Genomic DNA, 25,451 nt, shown 5'->3' on the forward strand with positions numbered 1-25,451 from the left:
CGTGAAAACCATGGAAAGAAGCCTTTTCCACCAGATAAATTTGATAAGGAAGAAACCAAAGCAATTAAAGAAAGTACTACGGATCCTGAGAGTGGCTACTGAAAGATGAACGAACAAAACAGTTTGCCTATTCATTCCATGCGGCCGCAGACGGCAACGGTTTGTATTGGGAACGATTGTAACACCTGGTAATACACATGACAGTCAGATTTTGGAGCCACTTGTTGAGCAAGTGATTGAGAAAGTTGGAAAACCAGAAGCAGTTGCCGCAGATGCAGCTTATAAAACACCAGCGATTACAAGCTACCTATTTAACAAAGAAATCACACCTGCCTTTACCCTATACACGTCCTCGTACAAAAGAAGGATTCTTTCGCAAACATGACTATGTTTACGATGAACACTTTGATTGTTACCTTGCCCTTCGGGAGAAACTTTAAAGTACTCAACAACAAATAAAGAGGGCTATCGCGAATACAAATCGCCCAAACAAATTTGTGCAACATGCTCATTTTTATCACGGTGTACGGAAAGCAAAGACCATCAAAAAGTAGTGACACGGCATATCTGGCAAGCATATGTGGAAGAAGCAGATCATCTGCGTCATCATCAAGAGGTAAAACCTATATATGCGAAACGCAAAGAAACGATTGAGCGTGTATTCGCAGATGCAAAAGAAAAGCATGGTATGCGTTGGACTACTTTAAGGGGACTTAAAAAATTGTCGATGCAGGCGATGCTTACTTTCGCTGCCATGAATGTAAAGAAGATGGCCACTTGGACATGGCAAGGTCCTAAAATGGCTTAACATAGTGGCTCGAAGAGCCCAAATCTCGTAACCTTTGATCAAAATTTCAAAGGAATTTCAAAAGGGGTTCGGAATTTTTTAATTCCGAACCCCTTTTGTCTACAAACTGGCCTGTCCTCGGTTGAGGGCAGGTTTTTTGGTTTTTATAATAAATTTGAAAGAAAATAGATATATTTAACAACGAAGAGAATCAGGAATCATTGAAAATGTAAAAGGGGATTATAAAAAGGGCCGGGCATGGGTGTAAGGTACGTATCCGGCAGTCGATATGGACTGGGTGCCAATGGGCTAAAAATCGTCCAAATTAGCCGCAAAAAAATAGTTTCTTCCTATTATAATGGAAACAGCCGAAAGGATCGATGTCTGTACGTAATATGTTCCATCGCAAACGCTTATTGACAATCCGTTTGGAAATTCAACCCTGGGATGGATTGAAAAATTCCTTCGTGAAATTTTCGTGACATTTTCGGTGTGTTAAAAAGTAATGAAAAGTAAATAGGATAATTGGATTTATCCTGGAATGATGTCGAAAAAAGGAGGCAGGGGGAAAAAAACATGCCGTTATTATTTTGTTATATTATGGAAGTTGTGAAGAGCGCTGACATATACGAATATAAGGGGGAGTAACAGTTGTAAAGAAATGGAAAACCAGGTGCCGCTGAATGGCCAAGCGAATTTTTACTTGTCGAAATATCTGGAAAGAAAGCGCGGACAATCCAATTGCATGCAAAAGAAACGAAGATTTATATCTTTACATATTTTGTAATGTACTGGTTTTTTTATTAAGAGTCGTTTATAATGGTAAAAGCCTGAAGGAAGTGAACGTAAATTGTGAAAGTCATCCATCGTCCCTGAAAAAGTTACGGTTATATTTATTGGAATAAGATCAGGGAATCTTATATATTTGTTATAGTTGTGTTGAACATTCAAGACGGATCCTGTTATTTTTTCGAAGGCTTGTTCATAAGCTAAAGAAGTGTTACATGAGGATAAGCAAATGAGTGACAAAAAGTGGTTTGTCATAATCTTGACTATCCGAGCGAAAGAATGCTATCATAAGTTCTGCGATTTTCCGTCTAATCCTTATGCAAAAGTTTATATAAATAAACCACTAGATTAATAGAGGTGAAAGCATGAATAATTTTCTTAAAAAAAGCCGGCATTTATTTGCAAATAACATACTAGGCTTTTTCTTTATTGCAGTAGTATTGTTTTGGATAAAAACTTATATTGGATATCGAGTCGAATTTAACTTAGGCCTTGAGAACGGCCTCCAGCAGTTCCTGCTGTTCATAAACCCGATTAGTTCAGCCATTTTATTCTTTGGCTTGGCACTATTGGCGAAAGGCAAAAAGTCGTTTAAATGGATTATCAGGCTGAACTTATTGATGTCTTTATGGTTGTTCTTCAATATCGTTTATTACCGTTCATTTACCGATTTCATCACATTGCCGACTTTGACACAAGTGCAGAATGCCGGGGATTTAGGGCCGAGTATTCTGGAATTATTTAAAGGACATGATGTATTTTATTTCCTTGATACGGTCCTGTTGATCGTGTTGTACCGATTCAGAAACTTTAAAATAGAAGAATTCAGAGTAAAACGCCGTACGATTGGATTGGTTTACTTGGCGGGACTTGCGATCTTTGCGATTAATTTGGGACTTGCCGAAAAGGATCGTCCGCAATTGCTATCAAGGACTTTCGACCGCAACTATATCGTCAAGTACTTGGGAATGTTCAACTATACGGTTTACGATGCTGTTCAAAATACAAAAACGTATGCGCAGCGGGCAACTGCAAATAGTACGGATATCGCAGAAGTGGTCAACTATACGAAGGCAACAAGCGCTGAACCGAATCCTAAGTATTTCGGAAAAGCTGAAGGCAAGAACGTCATTTACTTGCATTTGGAATCCATGCAGAATTTCATGATCGATTATAAATTGAATGGAGAAGAAGTAACGCCATTCTTAAACTCACTTGCACATGATAATTCAGATTTCATGTATTTTGATAACTTCTTCCATCAAGTGGGCCAGGGTAAAACAGCAGATGCCGAATTCATGCTTGAAAATTCCCTATTCGGTTTACCGCAGGGGGCAGCATTCACAAACAGATCGCAAAACACGTATCAAGCTGCACCAGCGATTTTAGGGCAAAAAGGGTATACCTCTGCCGTTTTCCATGGTAATTATAAATCCTTCTGGAACCGGGATAAGATGTATAAGTCCCTAGGCTTCAATCAGTTTTTCGATGCTAACCATTATAATATGGAAAACAAAGAAGAAGTGCTTAGTTATGGTTTGATGGATAAACCGTTCTTCAAAGAATCGATTCCGATGTTAGAAACGCTTAAACAGCCTTTCTATACAAAATTCATAACTGTATCTCATCACTTCCCATATGCGATGGATCAGGAAAAAGCAACAATCGGTAAACAAACGACCGGCGATGCTTCGGTCGATAATTACTTCCAAACAGCACGCTATGCCGATGAAGCATTAAGGGAGTTCTTCGATTATCTGAAAAAATCAGGTCTATATGACAACTCGGTAATCGTTATGTATGGTGATCATTATGGTATTTCCGAAAACCATAAAGAAGCCATGTCAAAAGTGCTTGGCAAGGATGTTGGCGCATTTGAAAATGCCCAATTGCAACGTGTACCATTATTGATTCATGCACCGGGTGTTAAAGGTGGGGAAATGCATCAGTACGGAGGACAGATTGACCTCCTTCCGACCTTATTGCATCTGTTAGGTGTTGAATCCAAGGACTATGTACAATTCGGTTCGGATTTATTGTCAAAAGATCATAATGAAGTAGTGCCTTTCAGGAATGGTGATTTTGTAACACCAGATGTCACCTCCATTAAAGGGAAATACTACGATACGAAAACAGGCGAATTGGTCGAGGAAAATGATGACATCCTCAATTATAAAAAGAGAGCTGAAACGATGCTCAATTTATCCGACCAAGTCGTGAACGGGGACTTACTCCGTTTCTACACGCCGAATGGCTTTAAACCAATAGACCCTACTGATTATGATTATACGTATGAAGAAGATGGTTCAAAGGAAGCCGAAACAGGCAAATAAAGCAAAACAAACGAAACAGGCAGGAAGCCATGGCTTCCTGCCTGTTTTTTTTTTGTTTGCGATCATGCTTTATTGGTCATCAAGGCGATATATTTTCTAATTTCTGCAGGCTTTCCTGCGTACTTTTCGGCCCGTTCCTCATCCTTTTTGATTTTATCTTTTGCGTGTACCAGGATTTCTTCTCCCCTTGCTTGAGGAATGACCACGACCCCATCTGCGTCCCCGACGATGATGTCCCCCGGGAATACGGCAACTCCGCCACAGGAAATGGGGACATTCGTTTCTCCAACGCCTGCCTTGCCACTTGAGGCAATGGTGCTCCCTTTGCAGAACACAGGGAATTTCAGGTCTTTGATCGCCTTAAGATCACGAATGACCCCGTCGACTACGAGCGCACCGATTTCCATCGTCTGCATCATGCCGACGACAAAATCTCCCGCTATCGCCCGGTATGTATCGCCTTTACTATCTACCACGATTATATCTCCAGGCCTTGCCTCAGCGATCGCTTTTAAGACTGCTGAATTATCACCTACAGGCACCTGTACCGTCAAAGCCCGTCCAGCAAAACGATAATCCCCATCCAACGGTTTGATAGCCGAATCCAGATTACTCATGCCCCCCATCGCATCCGAAATGGCCGTAGTGGGTAAATCCCTGAACTGTTGAATTAGCGCATCCATGAATAAGACTCCTCCTTGAAAATGCTTGATATAGCTTCATTATACACAATTTTTATAATTTTCCATTTTATTAGTTTATCAGCATTTCAAGTGGAATTAGGAAGAGGACTTTGGGACAAAATGGAATGTTTCTTACCCACGTCGGTAATGGGTCAATAATAGGAACGTTTTTTCTTTTAGATGAGGCGAATATTAAAGCTCCTTAACCTTCAAATGACGGGGTGCTTTCCATCTAGATGAGAGTACGAATGGGGAAATGGTTGGGGAGAAAGGTACTACTGTGCAGGGCTAATCTTTGTTTAATCAATCGTTTGATTAACCTTTTTTTGCGTGGATATCCATTGGCTCCTAAGCTTTTAACTGGCTGAAGGTCGTTATGTTACTGACGGCAGCCAGTGGAGTGGAGTTTTCCTGCCAGAGGTTTGTCGAGCGCGTCAAAGCAAGATCAATACAAGGACGGAGGCTGCGAGTGTGATCCAAATCGGGCTGAAGATTTCTGGATGAATGATCAAAAAAATGATTCCTGCTATAACGGCAGCCTGTTGTATGGTGATATGCCTGATGAAGTGCATCCCAGCCTTGAAGCAGGCTTTTAGTAGCGGCATCTGATTCATGTTCATTCCTCCTTTTTCTTTTAATAATATGACCAGGCATAGAAGAAAATACATGGGGATTCGTTTTCCGCCTATGATTAAGGGTATAGTAAAGATAAAACATGAAGGAGGAATTTAGGTGGTCATTGTCTACATCAGTCTTGCCCTCTTTATCGGAGCTCTTATTTATTTAGCTTTTTTTGCTTTCAAAACATTCAAGGATTCCAAGCCGACAATCGAGAATGTGAATGAAACGGTAACGCGCATCCAGGCAAAAACGGATCAGATCAAATCCGAAACCGATCAGCTCTCCATGACACAGAAGGAGATCACTGAAGATGTTCAATATAAAAAAGAGGCTGTCCAATATACGGTGGATGCAGCCAAACAATCACCAGAACCATTCAAGAATATTTGGTATACGATAAAAGGCGATAAGCTGAGCATCAGAAAAAGAAGTGATGGGTAATCCGTTAGCACTTTCAAGAGTGGAAGGAAAGCCTGGGAAAAGCAACTTAAAGGAGATACTGTCTGTATTTTGCAGACGGTATTTTTTTGTGTTCCCATTTAAGGGGATATCGAAGGCTAAGTGCCTGCAGTGCAATGAAACGGTCAAATTTTAACGCCGTACGAATGTATCGCACTTGATGATATCGATTTTTTCGAATAATTCACCTCCTCCATGCAAATAGTAACGTTAAACCATTAGAGAGGGGTGTAAGGATGAATTATAAAGCGATAATATCAAGTGCGATGGTGGCATTGGTGATAACAGGCTGTAATTCCAATACTAAAGAAGGAGCAAGTGAGAATCTTGGTCTGAATCGCACGAACCAAAATAATTATGAAAATCCAATGAATGTTAGTGACACGAGGCAAAATGTTAATAACATGCAAAATAATGCTAATGACGTAAGCGATATGAGGGTTTCCGATGATATCTCCAACCGTGTCGAGGCTCTAAAGGAAATAAAGAGCGCCAGGGTCATTGTGACGGATCATCATGCATATGTAGGAGCTGTACTCAATGACAATAGTGGAGCTAAAGATATCTCGAAGGACTTGAAGAATAAAGTGGCAGATGCAGTAAGAGGAGCCGATTCATCGGTGGATAAAGTATATGTATCGACGAATCCTGACTTTGTTCAAAGGATGGATGGGTATGCGAATGACATACAAAATGGAAAACCTGTTGCAGGATTCGCTGATGAATTCCGTGAGCTTGTAACCCGCATTTTTCCAAGTTCAAGGTAAGTAAATCGAGTGCAAGGGCCTATCCGTGATTTCATGCTTTTAAAAAGGCATGAAATCCGGGAGGCCTTTTCCTTTTTTAGGCAGCTTTGAGTAACTTTAGAGAGAGTGGTTACACTAACAGAAAACTGGAGGATCTGTAATTAGGGGGTGGGAGTGTGAGATTTTTTAAGGTCAAAAAAGAAAATGAGGTAGCCGCTTTTCAGGAAACACCCAAGGATTTTCAGCGATTGCGTAAGCTATTTGAAGCATCCAATGATTTTCTAACCTTCCAATTCCCCGATGAGGATGGCTATACGATTTCTTTTTTCGATTCACTGGTCAGTGATCAAAAGCTGCATGAACATATACTGGCTGTTATCAATAATCAGCCAATGAAGAGTCTTCAGCAATTAAAAAGCGACATTCCAATGGAAAATATGAAAGTGACCTCGGATATCGTCATCATCCAACGAATGGTCATGGCAGGATCAGTCATGATTCAATCAAGAAAGGCTGATGATTCGTGTTTGCTCATTCCTTGCGTTCAAAGTGTGAAGAGGCAAACCTCGATACCCGAGTCTGAGTATACGGTGGCTGGACCGAAGGAAGCCTTTGTTGAATCGCTCGATACGAATTTGAATCTGATTCGTAATCGATTACCCTCTCCCGAACTGCGCTCCAGGGAATTTCGGGTGGGGAGCATCTCGCAAACAAAGTTAGTTGTGCTCTATATGGACGGCATCGTTAATCAACAGATTGTAGAAACGGTGATGCAAAGAATCGCTGATATAGATTATGACACGATCGTCGACATTTCGTTTGTGAGCCAGATGATCACGGATAATCGGAATTCCATGTTTCCGCAGCTGATAGATACGGAGCGGCCGGATCATCTCGCCACCGTATTATCGGAAGGGAAAATAGGGATCATGCTTGATGGGTCGCCTCATGCATTGGTCGGTCCCAATACGATCATTTCGTTTTTTTCGTCATTCGAAGATTACTTGCAAATTTGGAACCTCGGCACTTCCTTTCGTTTGATCCGCCTATTTGCCGTTCTTTTTTCCATTTTTTCATCGTCCCTGTATGTTGCCGTCATCACCTATCATTATCAGGTGATACCAACTGATCTTTTGCCGATTTTAATATCGTCAAGGGGAGTGATTCCATTTCCTCCGATCTTGGAGGCGATCGTACTTGAAGGAACGATCGAGCTTCTCAGGGAAGCGGCGGTCAGGCTTCCTGCAAAGGTCGGTTCGACGATCGGCATTGTCGGCGGTATCGTCATTGGCACAGCTGCTGTGGAAGCAGGATTTGTCAGTAACGTCTTGTTGATGCTCGTTGCTTTGGCGGCCCTTGCATCCTTTACGGTACCGATTTATCAAATCAGCAATACGATTCGCCTCATCCGCTTCCCTTTCCTGCTTGCAGCCCAGTTATATGGACTGTTCGGCCTGGTTTTATGCAGTGCCTTCATTTTAAGCCATTTGTTGAAATTGACTTCGCTTGGCAGCCCCTATTTAGAGCCGCTTTACCCGATGCGATTTCATGACTTTAAAGATAGTTTAATTCGCCTGCCTTTTTCAAAGCAGAAAAAACGCCCGCAATTTCTGCGAACGGAAGATCGAGTCAGGATAAGGAAGAAGGTTGAATCCAAAAGTTCACAGAGGGATATTGATGAATAAGGTCCGGAAAGCGGTGAGAGGGTATGGAAATCAAACCAAATGAAACGAAGCTGATATCAACATTTTTTGTTTTCTTCCTTATGCCAGGCATGCAGATTGGCGTAGGGGTTTTGGGATTCGAACGGTTCATCGCGAAAGAGGCTGGCCAGGACGCATGGATTTCGATCATCATTTCAGGATTGACCATCAATATCCTGGTTTGGATGTGCTATAAGATGCTGGGCAGAGGTACACAAACGCTAGATTTGGTTGCCATCCATCACGATTTGTTTGGGAAGTGGGCAGGAAATGCCTTCAATATTATTTTCATCCTCTACTTTACCGCCATTACCATCATCATTGTCAGGACGTATTTGGAGGTGATTCAGGTTTGGATGTTCCCAGGGGTGAATATCCTCATGCTTTTAAGCATCATCCTGATACTCGTGTATAGCTTTGTTGTGGGAGGGTTCAGGGTCATTACTGGTTTATGTTTGATCGGACTCGTAATCACTTCGCCCTTAATCCTTTTGAACTATTTTCCGTTAAAACACGCCCATATTGAAAATTTGGGTCCCGTTTTTGATCATTCCTTTTTGGAAATCATGAAGGCCTGCAAGAATATGACGTTGAATTATCTTGGGTTTGAATTACTCCTGATTTATTATCCATTCATCAAAAAGCGTGACCATTCGCAAAAGTGGGCGCATTTAGGGGTGCTGTTCACCATGGCGGTATATCTAAACTCCTTTATCGTTTCCATTGCCTACTATCATCGGGATCAGCTGAAGGATGTCATTTGGGCAACCTTGACCTTATGGAAAATCGCCGACCTTCCGTTCATTGAGAGGTTTGAATACATCGGCGTTTCTCTATGGCTGTTCATGGTGCTGCCGAATATTTGTCTAGGAATCTGGGCAGCAAGCAGGACGGCAAAAAGGGCATTCGGGGTTAGGCAGAGGAAGTTGTTGGTTATGTTTTTGCTCGTCATTTTAGTTGCCTGCCTTTTCTTGGATAACCGTCATAAGATCGACTTGTTCAACACGATCAGTTCACGTATAGGATTTTATATCATTTATGTGTATCTTCCGCTTTTATTCTTATCACAGACGATCGTTTATAAAGTAAGGGGCCATAAACCATGAACTTCAAATTGCTCTTGATTGCATCATGCTGCATCATACTGTCGGCGTGCGGAGTGGAAAAGCAAATATTGGAGGATATTTTAATCGCTGAAATCGTCGGCTATGACGATGCTGGTGAGGATAAAATCAAAGGTACAGTCGTTGTCAGTGTGCCCCAGCCAGGAGAGGAAGCGGATCTAGGGAAAGAGGTATATGAAGCGATTTCCCATGATATAAACGCCACTCGGCAGCAAGAAAATGCCAAAACGCCATTTCCCATCGTCGGCGGGAGACTGACAGTCATCCTGTACGGTGATGAATTGGCTAGAAGAGGGCTGAATGATTATGTGGATACATATCGGCGTGACCCGATGGTGGGAAGGGACCTGTTTTTGGCGATCGTCGATGGCAAAGCGGAGGATGTCGTAAGGATGGAGCCGAAAATGGTCAGGACTCCAGGCGTTCAAGTAAAAGAGTTGATCGAACAGAATATGAGGACGAATTTGACTGATGTAGATTTACATAAGTATTTATATGCAAGTCATGGTAACGGCATCGATCCGGTCATGCCCTTATTGGAAAAGGCGGACGACCAAATAATCGTGAAAGGGATCGCCCTGTTTAAAAGGGATCAATATATTGGCAAATACATTCCTTATGAGGACGGTTTTTTATTCAAGATCCTTAGTGAAAATTTTAAATTGGGGAGTTATGAAATTAAATGGAAGGAAAATGATTATACAACTATCGATAATGTGGAATCACGTGTCCGTTATCGCATCACGAATGCCAATCGGAACCCGAAGGCCAGGATTGAAGTGGAATTGAAAGCAAATCTGCTGGAGGTTCAAGGCTTCGACTTGAACAAACCCGTCGACGTGAACAAGATAGAAGCCAAAGCGGAACGTATCCTCGGTAAGAAACTGAATGAGATGGTGACCATGTTTCAAAGGTATAATATAGATCCGCTGGCACTTGGTGATCATGCTAAAAGTAAAACGAGGAATTTCAATCGTAAACATTGGGAAGAGGTGTACCCTCATATTCCGATCGAAGTGGATTTGAATATCGAAATGATTCAAACGGGAATCTCGGAATGAACGAAGAATATCCGGAAGTTCCCCCTTTTAATAAGGTATTGCTGGATGGGGTGTGTCGATGCGTTTAAGGAACGGAGGAAGCGTTGGATAAAACATGGTGGAAAAACGCAGTGGTGTATCAAGCGTATCGCATGGGCGATTTAAATCGCTGGAGGGAAGCGGAATCGACCAATGAAATGAGAAAAGGACCCGGCTTCCCCCTAAATGGCGGAGACCGGGTCCTTTATATGGATCATTTCGTTTTAAGATCGCATTCCTCAAGGGGAATGACTTTCGTTTTATGCTTCCATTTATAACCCAACCATAGGGCGAAGAATAAAAACAAGCCGATGTAGGATACGAACATGGAATTCCAGTCGATCCCGTCGCTTGTGAAGGCTTGGTAGCCTTGTCCAATGATAATGATGATGCATAGAACAAGTGCAAAGATGGGACCGAATGGGAATCCTTTGGCCCTATACGGCAATGCATTCAAGTCAAGCCCTTGGGCTGAATATGCTTTGCGGAACCGATAGTGGGCAATCGCGATCCCTACCCATGTAACGAAGCCGGCCATTCCGGAAGCATTCAATAACCAGATATATACGACGCCATCCCCGAAAAATGAAGCAAGGAATGCAAGGCAACCAACTAAAGCAGTGACGATAAGTGCATTGACCGGAACTCCCCGTTTATCCAGCTTGCCAAGGAATTTCGGCGCTTTCCCGTCACGTGCCAAGTCCCAGAGCATACGGGTTGAGGCATACATGCCAGAGTTACCGGCAGAAAGTACGGATGATAAGATGATCGCGTTCATGATGGAGGCTGCAAAGGCAAGACCGGCACGCTCGAAGACTAGCGTGAAAGGACTGACGGCAACATCTTCACTAAGCAGACGTGAATCCGTAAACGGAATGATCATGCCAATGACGAAAATGGCAAGGATGTAGAATAAGATAATCCGCCAGAAAACGGATCTGATCGCTTTGGGAATGTTTTTTTCCGGATCTTCGCTTTCTCCTGCCGTCACTCCAAGCAATTCCGTTCCCTGGAATGAAAAACCGGCAGCCATGAAAACGCCTAAAATCGTGAAAAAGCCTCCATTAAAGGGCCCCTCGCCCATCGTGAAGTTGGAGAAACCGATGGGGTCCTTGCCGCCCATGATTCCAAGAATGATCAGAACACCTGTGATCAGAAAGATGATCACTGTTACGACTTTGATCATGGCAAACCAGAATTCGGCTTCGCCAAAACCTTTAACGGACATGTAGTTGATAAGGAACATCATGATAAGGGCAATGGCACTCCAGATAAACGAAGGCGTATCAGGAAACCAGAACTTCATGATCAGGACAACGGCTGCCAATTCGGCAGCAATGGTGATTGCCCAGTTATACCAATAGTTCCAACCGATTGCAAAACCGAAGGAAGGATCGACGAATTTGGATGCATAGACACGGAACGAACCGGCCACTGGCATGTATGCTGCCATTTCTGCAAGACTTGTCATTAAGTAATAAACCATGATGCCGATGACTGCATATGCCACAAGGGCACCGCCGGGACCGGCCGAATGGATGGCGCCGCCGCTTGCTAAGAATAAACCTGTTCCAATCGTGCCACCTAATGAAATCATCATTAAGTGTCGCGCTTTCAGGCTCCTTTTCAATTCAGTGGGGCTTGATGTTGGCTGAGAATTTGACAATTGATGTTACACTCCTTTTTTATTGGAAGGATACGGAAAAAACAAAAAACAGCAGTCGAAAAAGATCGACGGCTGTTTATAATAAACCCGTTTATCCTTCCGAAGATAGCTCCCCACGCTTTTAAAAAACGTGACAGTGATGTTCCTGTTCGGCAACACCGCCAGCGAGAATATACATGGAATATACCCTAACTTCGGCAACTTACCCTTTTTAACGGAGTCTTCAATTTTCCTGAATCTCGTCCGTTATACTCTTGTAAGCTGCAGCCTCTAACTCATCGGTAAATGAGGAAGTATTCAATTATGATGAATCGTTGCGTCTCTTTAATAGAAAACGTCGTACGATTTTTACTCATGCAATCGTTGATAGATTGCTAGTGCTTGAGTAAACTTTACTATATTGAAATTATAAAATAATCTCAAAGATATAGCAATGGTTAATTTTAGTGGTTATTTTTTCCTAGGTGGGCACAATCAGCTCCCTACTGCCGACATTACACGGTCTTTCTTTTAATAAGGGCGTAGTCCAATTTCACATGTTTAATGATACCGGGATTCTCGAATAGCTCCACCGCCATTTTTCCGATCCATTCCAGGGGTAAGGAAATGGTCGAGATATCGAGCATCTCACTGAGGCTATCATTATTGAAGCCGAGGATGGCTACATCTTCAGGCACCCTTATGCCGGATTTATTGGCGGTAAGGATGAATCCGGCCGCCGTGTCATCATTCGTGATGATGATGGCCTCCGGCTTGTTTGGCAGCGAACTCCAGTGCTGGAACAGCTGGACCCCGTCCTTGATATGGTAACTGCCCTCGAATAGCCACTCTTGATTGTTCATAAGCTGGTGCTTGGTCATGATGTCGTTGAAGGCCTTTGTCCGAAGATAACTGTTCCTGCTTTTCTTACGGCCGAGACTGTAGCCGATCTTCGTATATCCTTTAGCGATCACGTATTCAAGTGCACAGGAAAAGGCTGCATAATGGTCGATGCTGATGGATGACAATTCAGCCTGAGCCGTATCTTCGCATAAGATAATCGGTCCGTATTTTTGATAACTTAGGAGGACTTTCATTTCCGAAATCCGGGAGCAGACGATAATACCATCAAGTTGCTTCATTTGCAGCATATTCAAGGCTTGAATTTCCTTCTCTCTTTCATAATGGGTTTGAAAGATGACGATATGGTATCCGATTGCATTCGCCTGCTTCGTGATTCCATTCACGATAGCCCCGTAATACGGATGATTGGTGAAGGGGAGAATGATGCCCAAAAGGTTCGTTTTCCCCTTTGAAAGATGAATGGCATTGATATTTCGCGTATAATTCAATCGTTCAATCGCTTGTAAGACACTTTCTCTTTTATCTGGGCTAACATACGGATGATTATTCAATACACGAGATACCGTTGAGACGGATACACCGGCAAATTGGGCAATTTCTTTTATATTTGTCATGGGATCACCGTTTTTCTTTTATGATATTGTACCTTATGAAACCCATTTCAGGGCAAGATTGCAGTTGTTTCCGCTGGATATATTTTGGCATGGGGGGTTGTTATGATATGGGTTTCATCCTTTAAGATTGATTTAGGTCTTGAGGGAGGAGGAAATCGAAATGATTCAAACATTAATCACCCTGATCGCGCTTTGCGGAATCGAATTGGGATTGGCGTACTTGGCAATATCCTTGAAACCGGAAAAATGATGATCTTCAAATGCACAGCGCACCTCGGATAATCGGTTTTGAAAAAAGTCCTCTGCTTTATATTCACCTTTCACGCCCCGTTATATAACCCTGTCTCCATCGTTTCGTAAAAACACCATCTTTACTGCTGGGAATGAAGCATTCCGAGCAGTATTTGTGTTGGGGAAAATCATTGGAAAGTAAAAAAGTTGCACTCTTTTCGAATATTTGTGTATAGTATAAAATAAGTTGTGTGAAGGAAACTTTTTAGTATATAGGACAATATAAAAAAATTTACATTAAAATTTGCATTAGGTAAAAACTTTTAGAATGATAAAAAAGGGAGGGTATTTGGATGAGGTTTCTAAAAACGATCGGAGGGGTGCTTGCTGCAGTGCTGATCTTAACAGGATGCGGCAATGACACGGCCAAACAGGATAAAGGCAATGGCAAGTTGAAGGTCGTCGCCACAACAGGAATGATTGGGGACTTGGCTGAGAATATCGGCGGCAAACATGTTGAGGTCACTAGTTTAATGGGACCAGGTGTCGATCCCCATCTATATAAGGCGACTCAAGGTGATGTGAAGACTCTGGATTCGGCCGATATGATTTTTTATAACGGAGTCCATCTGGAGGGGAAGATGACCGATATTTTTGAAATGATGGGCAAGAATAAACCGACGATCGCCGTAACGGAGGATTTTAAGGAAAACCAGCTTCGTAAAGTAAGTGCAACGGAACATGATCCCCATGTTTGGTTTGATGTAAAGTTATGGATCGTTGCTGCAGGGGCGGTGAAGAAGGAATTGATTGCCAATGACCCAGATCATGAAGCGGACTATCTCTCGCATTATGAAAAATATGTTTCGCAGTTGGAGGAGCTGGATCGGTACGTTCAGGACGAAATAAATAAAATTCCGGAAGACCAACGGGTGCTTGTTACAGCGCATGATGCCTTCGGTTACTACGGGCAGTCATATGGTTTGGACGTAAGGGGGCTTCAGGGAATCAACACATTGTCGGAATATGGATCAAAAGATGTGACGGATATGCGGAATTACCTGGTGAAGAACGAAATAAAAGCGATTTTCATAGAGTCCAGCGTTCCGAGGAAGGCGATAGAGGCTGTCATTCAAGGAGCTGCCAAGCAGGGCCATAGCGTGAAAATCGGCGGTGAATTATTCTCGGATGCGATGGGTGAAAAAGGTACGGAGGAAGGAACCTATATAGGAATGGTCCGTCATAATACAGACACGATCGTCCATGCTTTGAAATAAGGGGGAGAAAAAATGGAGCAAGCGGCTTTGAAGGTTGAGAATTTAACGATCGCTTATCATAAAAAACCGGTTGTGGAGGATGTCTCATTCGAGGTGCCGGAAGGGAATTTAATCGGTATCATCGGCCCTAACGGAGCAGGGAAATCGACTTTGATCAAGGGGATACTCGAATTGGTTCCGAAATTATCCGGAGACATCACAATCAAGGGCTCTACGTATAAGTCGATGAGAAAGAGCATCGGCTATGTACCGCAGCGGGAATCAGTGGATTGGGATTTTCCGACCAATGCGCTCGATGTCGTGATGATGGGGAGATATGGCCACCTTGGCTGGCTGAAGCGTCCTGGAAAGGCTGAACGGCAAAAGGCGATGGAATGCCTCGATAAGGTGGGGATGGCCGAATATGCCAACCGTCAGATCAGCCAGCTCTCGGGCGGACAGCAGCAGCGGATTTTCCTGGCTCGTGCGTTGGCCCAGGAAGCGGATATCTACTTTATGGATGAACCGTTCGTGGGGGTCGATGCAGCAACCGAGAAAGCAATCATCCAATTGCTGATGGAATTGAAGGAAAAAGGAAAAACGGTTCTAGTCGTGCACCATGATCTATCGACAGTCAAGGAATATTTCGACTGGACGATGCTATTGAATAAAAGATTGATGAAAATTGGCCCGACTGGAGAAGTGTTCATTCCCGAATATTTGCAGGAAACCTATGGAGGCCGCTTAGCGATATTGCCAGATGCAAAGTCCGGCTTGTTATTGAAATGAGGTGTTCACGATGAATGTACTGGATATCATCACTGATCCAAATACGAGATGGATTTTACTTGGCACGATGTTCCTCGGGTTAAGCAGTGGGGTCATCGGAAGCTTTGCATATCTCAGAAAGCAGTCTTTGCTTGGAGACACGCTGGCGCATGCAGCGTTGCCCGGCATCTGCGTCGCTTTTCTGCTGACTGGGGTGAAATCGACTTCCTTCTTTCTTATTGGTGCGGCATTGGCAGGTTTAGTGGCTGTTTTTTTGATAAGTGTACTCACGAGGTACAGTAAGATTAAGCAGGATGCGGCTTTGGGAATCGTGTTATCCTCCTTCTTTGGCTTTGGGATCGTCATGCTCACGCAAATCCAGCAGAGCGAGTATGGAAACCAGAGCGGGCTGGATACGTTCCTGTTCGGGCAGACGGCCTCGATGGTCATGTCCGATGTATATATGATGATGACGGTTTCCTTTATACTAATTGTCACTTGTACGTTGTTTTTTAAAGAATTCAAATTACTATCCTTTGACCCAGGGTTTGCCAAAGGAATGGGATTACCGGTCGTTTTCCTTGATTATTTCATCATGATGCTGATTGTGGCAGCTGTCGTGATCGGCATCCAAGCCGTCGGTGTCGTATTGATGGCATCCTTACTGATCACACCTGCAGTTTCCGCCAGATATTGGACCGAGCGCCTGCATATCATGGTCATCCTGTCCGGAATATTCGGAATGCTGAGCGGTGTGTCAGGCACGCTTATCAGCACGTCCGTCAATAATTTGCCGACAGGCCCGTTGATCGTCTTATCGGCGACCGCATGGTTTTTCTTTTCCATGCTTTTTGCACCTAAACGTGGAGTGCTTTCATCTGTATGGAGAAGGGTATCCTTGAAAAAGAATTATTCCCTCGAACAGGATAGAAGGAAAGGGAGACATACATCATGAATGATTTTTGGATTATCTTAGTTGGAGCATTGGTGGCGAGCTCCTGCAGTGTTCTAGGTTGTTTTTTAATCGTGAGGAAAATGACTTTGATAGGTGATGCCATCAGTCATTCCGTGTTACCGGGAATCGTATTGGCCTTTTTGATAACCGGGACCCGTGACTCCATTCCGATGCTGATCGGGGCAGCGGCGCTAGGTTTGCTTACAGTATTCTTGATCCAGCTTTTCCAATCTTCCGGCGTTCAATCCGACGCGGCGATCGGCATCGTCTTCACTTCACTCTTCGCAGCGGGAATCGTACTGGTGAGCTTGTATACACAACAAATAGATTTTGACCTTGAGCACGTCCTGTATGGGGAAATCGCCTATACTCCGTGGAACACGATGACAATTGGCGGAATGGAGGCTGGGCCGAAAGCCGTTTGGATTGTGGGAAGCTGCTTTACCCTGAACCTCATCTTGATTTTCGTTTTCTTCAAACAATTCAAGCTTGTATCCTTCGATCCTGCACTTGCCGCCGCCATGGGGATTCCGGTTCTGCTGTTTCATTATTTATTGATGAGCCTCATTTCTATGACTACCGTAGCTTCTTTTGATAGTGTAGGTTCGATTTTAGTGGTTGGAATGCTCATCATTCCCGCTGCGACGGCATATTTATTGTCAGAGCGTTTAAGCGGGATGATCAAAGTCAGTATCGTGATCGGCGTGTTAAGCTCCGTCATCGGTTACTACTCAGCTACCATTTTGGATGCCTCGATATCCGGATGTATGGTGGGCGCAGCCGCTTCCTTATTCGGATTGGCCTTTCTCTTTTCCCCTAGCCATGGATTGGTGAGCAGACTCCTGAAACGAAGGAAATCGAAGGGAATTCATGCTTAATTTTCCTGTCTGAAAGGCTTCATGCGGATTGGCCCGTAAACTATTCTTCGATATAGTTGTGATTTTATTTGTTTAAAGTATAATGAATAAGTGTATTTGAAGATGTATCGCAGGAGCCTTTTTAAGGGAGAGTTAAGTATGGAAGAACAAAATAAATTTTCATCACGAATAGATTTTTCTTTAGTCACGATATTGCTGTTATTATGCGTTGGAAGCTGCTTAGCGATCTACAGTGCCCAAACGACTGGACAGTACGCGGAAAACTTTTTAATTAAACAAATTTTTTGGTATATAGTAGGAATTGGAATCGTTTTGGGTTTTATCACGCTTGATTCAGATCAGTTAAAAAAGATATCCTGGTATGCCTACGGCTTCGGATTGTTTTTGCTGTTTTTGCTGATCCTTATGCCAACCACCATCGTACCTAATATAAATGGTGCAAGAAGCTGGTTCGTCATTCCAGGAATCGGCTCGATTCAGCCCTCGGAATTCATGAAGGTTTTCCTGATTTTAGCCTTGGCGAATGTCATCTCGAACCATCATCTAAAAAACACGCTGAAAACCATTCAAACGGACTTTTGGCTGCTCATCAAGATTGGCATTGTCACCGGTGCCCCGCTCATGTTAATCATGCAACAGCCGGATTTGGGCACTGGACTTGTCATCCTGTCCATCATGATCGGCATGATTTTCATATCAGGGATATCCTGGAAAATCCTGCTGCCAATCATTTCAGGCGGGATCGTCGTCGCTTCGACCATCCTCTACTTTGTCCTTTGGAAGCCGGAGATCCTGGAAAAATACCTAGGGGTAAAAACCTATCAGTTTGGCCGGATCTATTCCTGGCTCGACCCATACAACTATGCGAGCGCGGAAGGGTATCACTTAACCAAGTCCTTATTGGCCATCGGCTCAGGCCAGACAACTGGAAAAGGCATCGGCTCAAGGGAAGTGTATCTGCCCGAGAGTCATTCCGATTTCATTTTCAGTATCATCGGTGAAGAATTTGGCTTCATCGGCTCAAGTATCATAATCTCCTTGTTCTTCCTATTGATATATCACATCACCAAGACGGGGATGGATACGAAAAATAACTTCTATACATATCTCTGTGTTGGAGTCATAAGCATGCTGACGTTCCACGTCTTTCAAAATATCGGCATGACGGTCGGCCTTTTACCGATTACCGGCATCCCGCTTCCATTCATCAGCTACGGAGGAAGCTCGCTAATGGGTAATATGATGGCCATGGGCTTGATATTCAGCATCCGGTATCACTATAAGAAGTACATGTTCTCAACCGATATTTAAAGAAAAAACGGACCATCTTGTGATGCACCCCTTTATAAGGGGTGTTTTTTTTTGAACAGAAGAAAAACTTCGCAAAAAGGTTTTGGGGCGTATCTGGGTTAGTGTGGGTGTTGCCTATATTTTAGAGCGTCTTCTTCTGGACGAAAATGGAGAGTTTACTCGCGGGTTTGGCGGTTTTATTCGCGAAAATGGGGAGCTTATATGCGAAAATGGCGGTTTTACTCGCGAATTTGGAGTGTTTATTCGTGAATTTAGTGGTTTTATTCGCGAAATCGAGGAGTTTACTCGCAAATTCAGAGCTTACCGAAAAAATGCGGCGTTTTCTCAAGAAAATCAAGCGTTCTGGCCGAAAAAGGAGGGAAACCTCGCGAAGAAGGGGAGTTTACTCGCGAGTTTGGCGGTTTTACTCGCGAAAATGGGAAGTTTATTCGCGAATTTGGAGTGTTTATTCGTGAGTTTAGTGGTTTTATTCGCGAAATCGAGGAGTTTACTCGCAAATTCAGGGTTTACCGAAAAAATGCGGCATTTTCTCAAGGAAATCAAGCGTTCTGGCCGAAAAAGGGGGGAAACCTGGCGAAGATGGCGTGCTTACTCGCGGGTTTGGCGGTTTTTCTTACGAAAATGGGGAGTTTATTCGCGAATTTGGAGTGTTTATTCGCGAGATTAGTGGTTTTATTCGCGAAATCGAGGAGTTTACTCGCAAATTCAGAGTTTACCGAAAAAATGCGGCGTTTTCCTCGTGCATTATTGCGGGCCGGCTTTGTTTGCAGAAAGGAAAAAGGAGCTGAAAGCCAGCTCCTGCAGTGATCTTTATTGAATGTTCGAGCCGTATGGGAATTGGCTTTTGTATCCTGAAAATTGCTGATAGGATTGGCTTAAGCTGTCAGGCTGCGCTTTTTCTAAGCCGTACCAGCCTTTTTCGAACATGATGTTATAGAGTTCCCGTTGCATTTCCTGGTTTTCTTTCGAAATGGAGAAAATGTCTTGGAATAACATTTGGTTGCTCATTTCATGCAAGGAAACAGATAAGGAGTTACAGAAGTATTTCTCGGTAGTGAGCATATCATTTATAAAGTCCCTGTCGTTCATTTGCGGGGTTTTTGCCACGGGAGTTTCTGGGTTTTGGACTTTGTTTTGATTGGGCATCAAGAACCCTCCTTTATTGGAATTGTTGTTGACTTTGAGTTTGGTTTGGGTCCAGATGGTTCAAAATCGTATCGTAATGACGCTGATGCATGAGTCCACAGCGATTTAATGCGTCGATGATTTGAGGATCTTTGCATTGTGTGGCAAAGAAATGAGCTTTTTTGATCGCATTGAGATTCCATGAAAGCATATCGCTCAGGTATAAGCTGTCTTTTACCGATACCATTTCCGGCGGCTGCTTCATATAGCCTGTGGACTGCTGTTGGCTGTTAAAAGTATTTTGCTGTTCCATTCATCCTGCCTCCTTTGAGTGTTCATTAAACGCCTTTAATTTTCCCCGGGGGAAACTTTTTATTCTCGCTTCTGAATATTTGGAAATTGAATTAAATGGTAAAATGATCTTGTGCATCGATTTTCCGAAAAATCATTTGGAGGGGAATGCAGATGGAGCGAATGTTGAAGAGACTTTTCTTGTTTTTGTCCAAGAATAAAAGCATGACGAGGGCAGCCAAGAAATATGGACTGCGGTTTGGGGCATCTCGTTTCGTTGCTGGGGAGTCATTGGAAATGGCCATGGCTGTCATTGCCGATTTAAACCGGAAGGGGCTTGCTGTAACCATCGATTATTTAGGGGAATTCATCGAGGACGAACAAGAGGCAAGGCAGATGGCAGATCAGTGTATTGAAGCCATTCGCATGATTGGCAGAGAGAACTTGGATTCACAGCTTTCTTTGAAGTTGACCTCGATGGGCTTGGATGTGTCAAAACGAGTGGTCATGGATAATATGAGGAGGATTTTGGAAGAAGCCAAGGACAATCATGTTTTCGTCACTCTAGATATGGAAGATTTTCCGCGCTGTCAGCCGACTTTGGATGTATTCAAAAGCTTAAAGGCTGAATATAATGAATTAGGGACTGTCATACAGGCTTATTTATATCGGACGGAAAAGGATATTGCCGAGCTGAATGCCTATCATCCGAATCTAAGGCTTGTTAAGGGAGCTTATAAAGAATCTAGGGAAGTGGCGTTTGCCGAGAAAAAAGCTGTCGATGAAAATTTCAAGAAAATCATCAAGCAGCATGTATTGAATGGAAATTACACAGCGGTTGCCACACATGACGATAAGATCATTGATTATACGAAGGAACTGGTAAAGACTCACGGAATCGCGAGTGATTCATTTGAATTTCAAATGTTGTATGGCATCCGTAATGAAAAGCAGCTTGAGCTCGTCGAAGAAGGATACAAGGTAAGGGTTTATGTTCCATATGGAACGGATTGGTATGGATATTTCATGCGCCGTCTTGCGGAGAGACCGGCGAATATGGTTTTCGTTTTAAAGGGGTTATTCAGGAGATAGCAATTGGGAGCCGCCCCGGATGTGGGCCGGCTCCCGTGAAGGACGTTTATTTTTTGAACTGATTGTTCTGGCTGTTCACTTTGTTGATCCCATGCTGACGTTCGCCGCCAGGGCCGGCACTGCCTTTTACGCTTGCTGCACTAACAGCCGCTTTGGAAGGATTATTTTTACGTTTCATTTTATAGGTCACCTCCTGCTCATTATTTTCTGCTGAACAGTGAAGAAATAACCAAAGGAAGATGGATAAAAAAATATTTTTTTCCTGTTTAATCATTGCGGAATTTCCAAATATATTCTATATTAGTAATAAGAAAAAATATTCAAAATTTTTTTGGATTAAAAATGAATGAGCATTCATTCAATACATTGCGTAAGGGGGATATGAACTTGGTTCGACAAATACGAAAGGCTGCTGTTCTAGGGTCAGGAGTTATGGGATCAGGGATTGCTGCACACCTTGCTAACATCGGCATTCCGACTTTATTATTGGATATTGTACCTCGCGAACTTACAGAGGATGAAAAGAAAAAGGGACTAACATTAGAACATAAACAAGTACGTAACCGCATCAGTCAAACTGCGATTACTAAGCTTTTAAAACAAAAGCCGGCACCGCTATCGGCAAAGGGAAATCTTGCGTTGATCGAGGCGGGAAACCTGGAAGATGATATTAGCCGTTTAAAGGATGTCGATTGGGTCATCGAAGTGGTCGTCGAGAAGCTGGAAGTGAAGAAAAGTGTCTTTGCCCAAGTTGATGAGCATCGTAAGCCTGGAAGCATTATTTCGTCGAATACATCCGGAATTTCAATCGAGGCGATGAAGGAAGGCCGTTCAGAGGATTTCCAAAAGCATTTCCTGGGAACACACTTCTTCAATCCGCCGCGCTACCTAAAATTGCTGGAAATCATACCTACTAAAGCAACTTCTCCAGAAGTGCTTGAATATATGAAACAATTTGGCGAGGATGTACTCGGAAAAGGGGTCGTCGAAGCCAAGGATACACCAAACTTCATCGCAAACCGGATTGGCACCTACGGCTTGTTGGTCACTCTCCGGGAAATGCAAAAAGGCGGCTACAGTGTTGGTGAAGTCGATTCCGTAACCGGCCCGCTGATCGGAAGGGCCACTAGCGCGACTTTCCGTACACTCGATGTAGTTGGCTTGGATACTTTCGCCCATGTTGCGAAAAACGTTTATGACCAAGTGGACGGGGAAGAAAAAGAAGTTTTCAGCATTCCTGCTTTCATGAAAGAAATGCTAGAGAAGGGATGGCTTGGAAGCAAGTCAGGCCAAGGCTTCTTCTTGAAAAAAGGCAAGGAGATCCTTGAATTGAATCCCGAGACTCTTGAGTATGAAGCACGAAAGAAACTAAAAACGCCTTCCATTGAAAGTGCTAAACAGGCCAAGGGCTTGGCAAACAAAATGAAAGCGCTTGTTTATAGTGATGACCGAACCGGCCAATTGCTGTGGAACGTGCTGAATCCGGTGCTTGTGTACTCTGCCCAACTGCTTGGCGACATCGCCGATGATATCGTGGCAATCGATCAAGCGATGAAATGGGGCTTCGGATGGTCCACGGGTCCTTTTGAAACTTGGGATGCCATCGGTGTAGAGAAATCTGTGGCAAGGATGGAATCCGAGGGTGTCATGGTCCCTCAATGGGTGAAGGAAATGCTCGCCAAAGGAATCACTTCATTCTATAAAGAGGAAAATGGCGTCAATCATTACTATGATAATGGTGAATATAAAGAGCTTGTCGAAAACCCTAAAGTGATCAATCTTAAAGCGATCAAGAAGCAAAAGGGCGTCATCAAGAAAAACAGCGGTGCAAGCTTGATCGATATCGGCGATGGGGTTGCTCTGCTGGAATTCACATCTCCGAATAATGCAATCGGTCTTGATATCATGCAAATGATCAATGCGGCAGTCGATGAAGCGGAAGCGAATTTCAAAGGCTTGGTAATCGGAAATCAAGGCAAAAACTTCTGCGTAGGTGCCAATATTGCGATGATGCTGATGGAAGCGCAGGATGACAATATTTTCGAACTGGATATGGTCATCAGCCAATTCCAAAAGGCCATGCTGAAAATTAAGTACAGTGCCGTTCCTGTAGTGGTGGCTCCGTTCAATATGACTCTTGGCGGCGGTGCCGAAGTATCGCTTCCTGCTGCACGCATCCAGGCGACGACAGAAACCTATATGGGCCTTGTCGAAGCTGGTGTCGGGTTGATCCCAGGCGGTGGCGGAACGAAGGAGCTTTACGTGAAAACGTTGAAGAATATGCCAAAGGGCGTCGACTTTGACTTGCAGAAAGTCGCCAACCAAGTTTTTGAAACGGTCGCGATGGCAAAAGTTTCGACATCCGCCGAGGAGGCACGCGGGAATAATTTCCTCAATTCCACTGATGGAATCAGCGTGAATGCGGACCATCAGCTGTATGATGCGAAGCAGGCAGTACTTTCCATGCATGAACAAGGGTATACCGCTCCAGTCCGGACGAAGATTCCTGTCGTGGGCGAAACGGGATATGCCGCACTTCTATTGGGGGCGGAATCGATGCGCCTTTCCGGATTCTTATCCGAACATGATCTTGTGATAGCGAAAGAGCTTGCATACGTCCTCTCCGGGGGCAAACTTCCATATGGTACGGAAGTGGATGAACAGTATATCTTGAACCTTGAGAAACAAGCGTTCCTGAAACTGATATCGACTCCGAAATCCCAAGCAAGGATGCAGCACATGCTCGTTAAAGGAAAACCACTTCGCAACTGATGTTTGGCTGGAATAGATGGTGAAAACAAAAAAGAAGCTTAATGGATTGATAGCTTAAAAATGAGTTAGGGGGATCCTCATGAAAGAAGCGGTAATAGTTGCTGGAGCAAGGACTCCGGTAGGAAGAGCGAAGAAAGGTTCTCTTGCTAATGTTCGTCCAGATGACCTAGGAGCATTGGTTGTAAAGGAAACGTTAAAACGTGCAGGGAATTATGAAGGGAACATTGATGATCTGATTATCGGCTGTGCGATGCCCGAGGCGGAACAAGGACTGAACATGGCGCGCAACATCGGCGCATTGGCAGGATTGCCTTACACAGTACCGGCCATAACCATCAATCGTTATTGCTCAAGCGGGCTTCAAAGCATTGCGTATGGAGCGGAGAGAATCATGCTCGGCCAAAGCGATACGGTCATTGCCGGCGGTGCAGAGTCGATGAGCCTTGTACCGATGATGGGACATGTGACACGTCCGAATGCGCAGCTTGCGGAAACCGCCCCTGAATATTATATGGGGATGGGCCACACGGCTGAGGCTGTTGCAAAAAAATATGGCATCTCCCGTGACGATCAAGATGCCTTTGCCGTAAGAAGCCACCAAAGGGCGGCCAAGGCCATTGCCGAAGGGAAATTTAACGACGAAATCGTACCGGTTGATGTAACCCTTCGCTCGGTTGGGCCAGATCTTAAATTGAAGGAACAGTCATTCACATTTGCACAAGATGAAGGCGTGCGTGCAGGAACGACGACGGACGTATTAAAAAAACTGAGACCAGCATTCTCCGTTACCGGATCCGTCACGGCAGGGAATTCATCGCAAACGAGTGATGGAGCTGCCGCGGTCATGGTCATGGATGGGGAGAAGGCATCTTCATTGGGAATGAAGCCGATTGGAAAGTTCCGTTCCTTTGCAGTGGCTGGTGTACCGCCAGAGATTATGGGGATCGGTCCGATCGCTGCCATTCCGAAAGCTTTGAAACTAGCAGGTCTTGAACTATCCGATATTGGTTTGTTTGAATTGAATGAAGCCTTCGCTTCTCAATCGATCCAGATCATTCGTGAGCTCGGATTGAATGAAGAGATTGTCAATGTGAATGGCGGAGCGATTGCCTTAGGACATCCGCTTGGCTGTTCGGGAGCCAAATTGACATTGAGCCTTTTACATGAAATGAAGCGGAGAAACCAGCAATTCGGAGTCGTGACAATGTGTATCGGCGGCGGTATGGGTGCTGCTGGAGTCTTTGAATTATTAGCATAATTCCATCCTCCCGGAAGCCTTCAGCTGCTTCCGGCGGATTCAATGATCATTATTCATTTAGGAGGAA

At 43.9% G+C, this 25,451-nt stretch carries 22 protein-coding genes, 1 pseudogene and 1 riboswitch; of the genes and pseudogenes, 16 read left to right on the forward strand and 7 right to left on the reverse strand.

Going from position 1 to position 25,451, the window contains the following annotated elements:
• A pseudogene (locus AS888_RS11950) lies at positions 1 to 808 on the forward strand (transposase); the annotation flags it as partial.
• A gap of 1,133 nt (positions 809 to 1,941) precedes the next feature.
• Complete coding sequence (gene ltaS, locus AS888_RS11960; protein WP_061142383.1) at positions 1,942 to 3,909, forward strand: lipoteichoic acid synthase; 1,968 nt, start codon at positions 1,942 to 1,944, stop codon at positions 3,907 to 3,909.
• Between the two features lie 62 nt (positions 3,910 to 3,971).
• Here the strand turns inward: ltaS and AS888_RS11965 are convergent, their stop codons facing one another.
• Complete coding sequence (locus AS888_RS11965; RefSeq protein ID WP_061142384.1) at positions 3,972 to 4,592, reverse strand: RraA family protein; 621 nt, start codon at positions 4,590 to 4,592, stop codon at positions 3,972 to 3,974.
• 434 nt (positions 4,593 to 5,026) lie between these two features.
• A complete protein-coding gene (locus AS888_RS11970; RefSeq protein ID WP_061142385.1) occupies positions 5,027 to 5,206 on the reverse strand; it encodes a hypothetical protein in 180 nt (59 codons plus the stop codon).
• Between the two features lie 118 nt (positions 5,207 to 5,324).
• Here AS888_RS11970 and AS888_RS11975 point away from each other — a divergent pair, with 118 nt between their 5' ends.
• The 5 genes from AS888_RS11975 to AS888_RS11995 all read left to right on the forward strand — a co-directional run bounded on the left by AS888_RS11975 (position 5,325) and on the right by AS888_RS11995 (position 10,306).
• On the forward strand, positions 5,325 to 5,654 hold the full coding sequence (locus AS888_RS11975; protein ID WP_061142386.1) for a DUF948 domain-containing protein: 330 nt from the start codon (positions 5,325 to 5,327) through the stop codon (positions 5,652 to 5,654).
• A 254-nt stretch (positions 5,655 to 5,908) separates the two neighbouring features.
• The gene (locus AS888_RS11980; protein ID WP_061142387.1) at positions 5,909 to 6,439 is read left to right on the forward strand and encodes a YhcN/YlaJ family sporulation lipoprotein; all 531 of its coding nucleotides are present in this window, start codon (positions 5,909 to 5,911) and stop codon (positions 6,437 to 6,439) included.
• A gap of 155 nt (positions 6,440 to 6,594) precedes the next feature.
• Positions 6,595 to 8,103, forward strand: coding sequence for a spore germination protein (locus tag AS888_RS11985; protein ID WP_081092417.1), 1,509 nt, complete (start codon positions 6,595 to 6,597; stop codon positions 8,101 to 8,103).
• 23 nt (positions 8,104 to 8,126) lie between these two features.
• Positions 8,127 to 9,227 carry a GerAB/ArcD/ProY family transporter gene (locus AS888_RS11990; protein ID WP_061142388.1) on the forward strand — a complete coding sequence of 367 codons (1,101 nt, stop codon included), beginning with the start codon at positions 8,127 to 8,129 and terminating at the stop codon, positions 9,225 to 9,227.
• Positions 9,224 to 10,306: a Ger(x)C family spore germination protein gene (locus tag AS888_RS11995; protein WP_061142389.1), complete on the forward strand. Its 1,083-nt coding sequence runs from the start codon at positions 9,224 to 9,226 to the stop codon at positions 10,304 to 10,306. The genes AS888_RS11990 and AS888_RS11995 overlap by 4 nt, the downstream gene beginning before the upstream one ends.
• Positions 10,307 to 10,538: 232 nt before the next feature.
• Here AS888_RS11995 and AS888_RS12000 read toward each other — a convergent pair whose 3' ends face one another.
• Positions 10,539 to 11,990: an amino acid permease gene (locus tag AS888_RS12000; RefSeq protein WP_061142390.1), complete on the reverse strand. Its 1,452-nt coding sequence runs from the start codon at positions 11,988 to 11,990 to the stop codon at positions 10,539 to 10,541.
• A gap of 98 nt (positions 11,991 to 12,088) precedes the next feature.
• Positions 12,089 to 12,271, reverse strand: a riboswitch (Lysine riboswitch).
• A gap of 213 nt (positions 12,272 to 12,484) precedes the next feature.
• Complete coding sequence (locus tag AS888_RS12005; protein ID WP_061142391.1) at positions 12,485 to 13,447, reverse strand: LacI family DNA-binding transcriptional regulator; 963 nt, start codon at positions 13,445 to 13,447, stop codon at positions 12,485 to 12,487.
• A gap of 584 nt (positions 13,448 to 14,031) precedes the next feature.
• Here AS888_RS12005 and AS888_RS12010 point away from each other — a divergent pair.
• The 6 genes from AS888_RS12010 to AS888_RS12035 all read left to right on the forward strand — a co-directional run bounded on the left by AS888_RS12010 (position 14,032) and on the right by AS888_RS12035 (position 19,513).
• Positions 14,032 to 14,955 carry a metal ABC transporter solute-binding protein, Zn/Mn family gene (locus AS888_RS12010; RefSeq protein WP_061142392.1) on the forward strand — a complete coding sequence of 308 codons (924 nt, stop codon included), beginning with the start codon at positions 14,032 to 14,034 and terminating at the stop codon, positions 14,953 to 14,955.
• Positions 14,956 to 14,967: 12 nt separating this feature from the next.
• A complete protein-coding gene (locus AS888_RS12015; protein ID WP_061142393.1) occupies positions 14,968 to 15,723 on the forward strand; it encodes a metal ABC transporter ATP-binding protein in 756 nt (251 codons plus the stop codon).
• Positions 15,724 to 15,733: 10 nt separating this feature from the next.
• Positions 15,734 to 16,657, forward strand: coding sequence for a metal ABC transporter permease (locus AS888_RS12020; RefSeq protein ID WP_061142394.1), 924 nt, complete (start codon positions 15,734 to 15,736; stop codon positions 16,655 to 16,657).
• Complete coding sequence (locus tag AS888_RS12025; RefSeq protein WP_061142395.1) at positions 16,654 to 17,535, forward strand: metal ABC transporter permease; 882 nt, start codon at positions 16,654 to 16,656, stop codon at positions 17,533 to 17,535. Before AS888_RS12020 ends, AS888_RS12025 begins: the two co-directional genes overlap by 4 nt.
• Before the next feature lie 138 nt (positions 17,536 to 17,673).
• A complete protein-coding gene (locus AS888_RS12030; RefSeq protein WP_061142396.1) occupies positions 17,674 to 18,846 on the forward strand; it encodes an FtsW/RodA/SpoVE family cell cycle protein in 1,173 nt (390 codons plus the stop codon).
• An 82-nt stretch (positions 18,847 to 18,928) separates the two neighbouring features.
• The gene (locus AS888_RS12035) at positions 18,929 to 19,513 is read left to right on the forward strand and encodes a hypothetical protein (RefSeq protein WP_221408600.1); all 585 of its coding nucleotides are present in this window, start codon (positions 18,929 to 18,931) and stop codon (positions 19,511 to 19,513) included.
• Positions 19,514 to 19,656: 143 nt separating this feature from the next.
• Here the strand turns inward: AS888_RS12035 and AS888_RS12040 are convergent, their stop codons facing one another.
• A complete protein-coding gene (locus tag AS888_RS12040) occupies positions 19,657 to 19,992 on the reverse strand; it encodes a spore coat protein (RefSeq protein WP_061142398.1) in 336 nt (111 codons plus the stop codon).
• Between the two features lie 13 nt (positions 19,993 to 20,005).
• Positions 20,006 to 20,284: a hypothetical protein gene (locus AS888_RS12045; RefSeq protein WP_061142399.1), complete on the reverse strand. Its 279-nt coding sequence runs from the start codon at positions 20,282 to 20,284 to the stop codon at positions 20,006 to 20,008.
• Between the two features lie 152 nt (positions 20,285 to 20,436).
• Here AS888_RS12045 and AS888_RS12050 point away from each other — a divergent pair, with 152 nt between their 5' ends.
• Entirely contained in the window at positions 20,437 to 21,354 is a 918-nt protein-coding gene (locus tag AS888_RS12050) for a proline dehydrogenase family protein (protein ID WP_061142400.1), read from the forward strand.
• Positions 21,355 to 21,400: 46 nt separating this feature from the next.
• On the opposite strand, the gene AS888_RS25065 is transcribed toward AS888_RS12050, so the two are convergent.
• A complete protein-coding gene (locus tag AS888_RS25065) occupies positions 21,401 to 21,532 on the reverse strand; it encodes a YuzL family protein (RefSeq protein WP_081092425.1) in 132 nt (43 codons plus the stop codon).
• 203 nt (positions 21,533 to 21,735) lie between these two features.
• Here AS888_RS25065 and AS888_RS12060 point away from each other — a divergent pair, with 203 nt between their 5' ends.
• Complete coding sequence (locus AS888_RS12060; protein WP_061142514.1) at positions 21,736 to 24,126, forward strand: 3-hydroxyacyl-CoA dehydrogenase/enoyl-CoA hydratase family protein; 2,391 nt, start codon at positions 21,736 to 21,738, stop codon at positions 24,124 to 24,126.
• Between the two features lie 79 nt (positions 24,127 to 24,205).
• Entirely contained in the window at positions 24,206 to 25,384 is a 1,179-nt protein-coding gene (locus tag AS888_RS12065) for an acetyl-CoA C-acetyltransferase (protein ID WP_061142402.1), read from the forward strand.
• Positions 25,385 to 25,451 lie beyond the last annotated feature (67 nt).

The sequence above is a fragment of the Peribacillus simplex genome, from assembly GCF_001542915.1.
GTDB classification, from domain to species: Bacteria; Bacillota; Bacilli; order Bacillales; family DSM-1321; genus Peribacillus; species Peribacillus simplex_B.

Coding starts and splice junctions, on each gene's coding strand:
- ltaS (WP_061142383.1), top strand. CDS start 1,942: ATGAATAATTTTCTTAAAAAAAGCCGGCATTTATTTGCAAATAACATA.
- AS888_RS11965 (WP_061142384.1), bottom strand. CDS start 4,592: ATGGATGCGCTAATTCAACAGTTCAGGGATTTACCCACTACGGCCATT.
- AS888_RS11970 (WP_061142385.1), bottom strand. CDS start 5,206: ATGAATCAGATGCCGCTACTAAAAGCCTGCTTCAAGGCTGGGATGCAC.
- AS888_RS11980 (WP_061142387.1), top strand. CDS start 5,909: ATGAATTATAAAGCGATAATATCAAGTGCGATGGTGGCATTGGTGATA.
- AS888_RS11990 (WP_061142388.1), top strand. CDS start 8,127: ATGGAAATCAAACCAAATGAAACGAAGCTGATATCAACATTTTTTGTT.
- AS888_RS11995 (WP_061142389.1), top strand. CDS start 9,224: ATGAACTTCAAATTGCTCTTGATTGCATCATGCTGCATCATACTGTCG.
- AS888_RS12005 (WP_061142391.1), bottom strand. CDS start 13,447: ATGACAAATATAAAAGAAATTGCCCAATTTGCCGGTGTATCCGTCTCA.
- AS888_RS12010 (WP_061142392.1), top strand. CDS start 14,032: ATGAGGTTTCTAAAAACGATCGGAGGGGTGCTTGCTGCAGTGCTGATC.
- AS888_RS12015 (WP_061142393.1), top strand. CDS start 14,968: ATGGAGCAAGCGGCTTTGAAGGTTGAGAATTTAACGATCGCTTATCAT.
- AS888_RS12020 (WP_061142394.1), top strand. CDS start 15,734: ATGAATGTACTGGATATCATCACTGATCCAAATACGAGATGGATTTTA.
- AS888_RS12025 (WP_061142395.1), top strand. CDS start 16,654: ATGAATGATTTTTGGATTATCTTAGTTGGAGCATTGGTGGCGAGCTCC.
- AS888_RS12030 (WP_061142396.1), top strand. CDS start 17,674: ATGGAAGAACAAAATAAATTTTCATCACGAATAGATTTTTCTTTAGTC.
- AS888_RS12040 (WP_061142398.1), bottom strand. CDS start 19,992: ATGCCCAATCAAAACAAAGTCCAAAACCCAGAAACTCCCGTGGCAAAA.
- AS888_RS12045 (WP_061142399.1), bottom strand. CDS start 20,284: ATGGAACAGCAAAATACTTTTAACAGCCAACAGCAGTCCACAGGCTAT.
- AS888_RS12050 (WP_061142400.1), top strand. CDS start 20,437: ATGGAGCGAATGTTGAAGAGACTTTTCTTGTTTTTGTCCAAGAATAAA.
- AS888_RS25065 (WP_081092425.1), bottom strand. CDS start 21,532: ATGAAACGTAAAAATAATCCTTCCAAAGCGGCTGTTAGTGCAGCAAGC.
- AS888_RS12060 (WP_061142514.1), top strand. CDS start 21,736: ATGAACTTGGTTCGACAAATACGAAAGGCTGCTGTTCTAGGGTCAGGA.
- AS888_RS12065 (WP_061142402.1), top strand. CDS start 24,206: ATGAAAGAAGCGGTAATAGTTGCTGGAGCAAGGACTCCGGTAGGAAGA.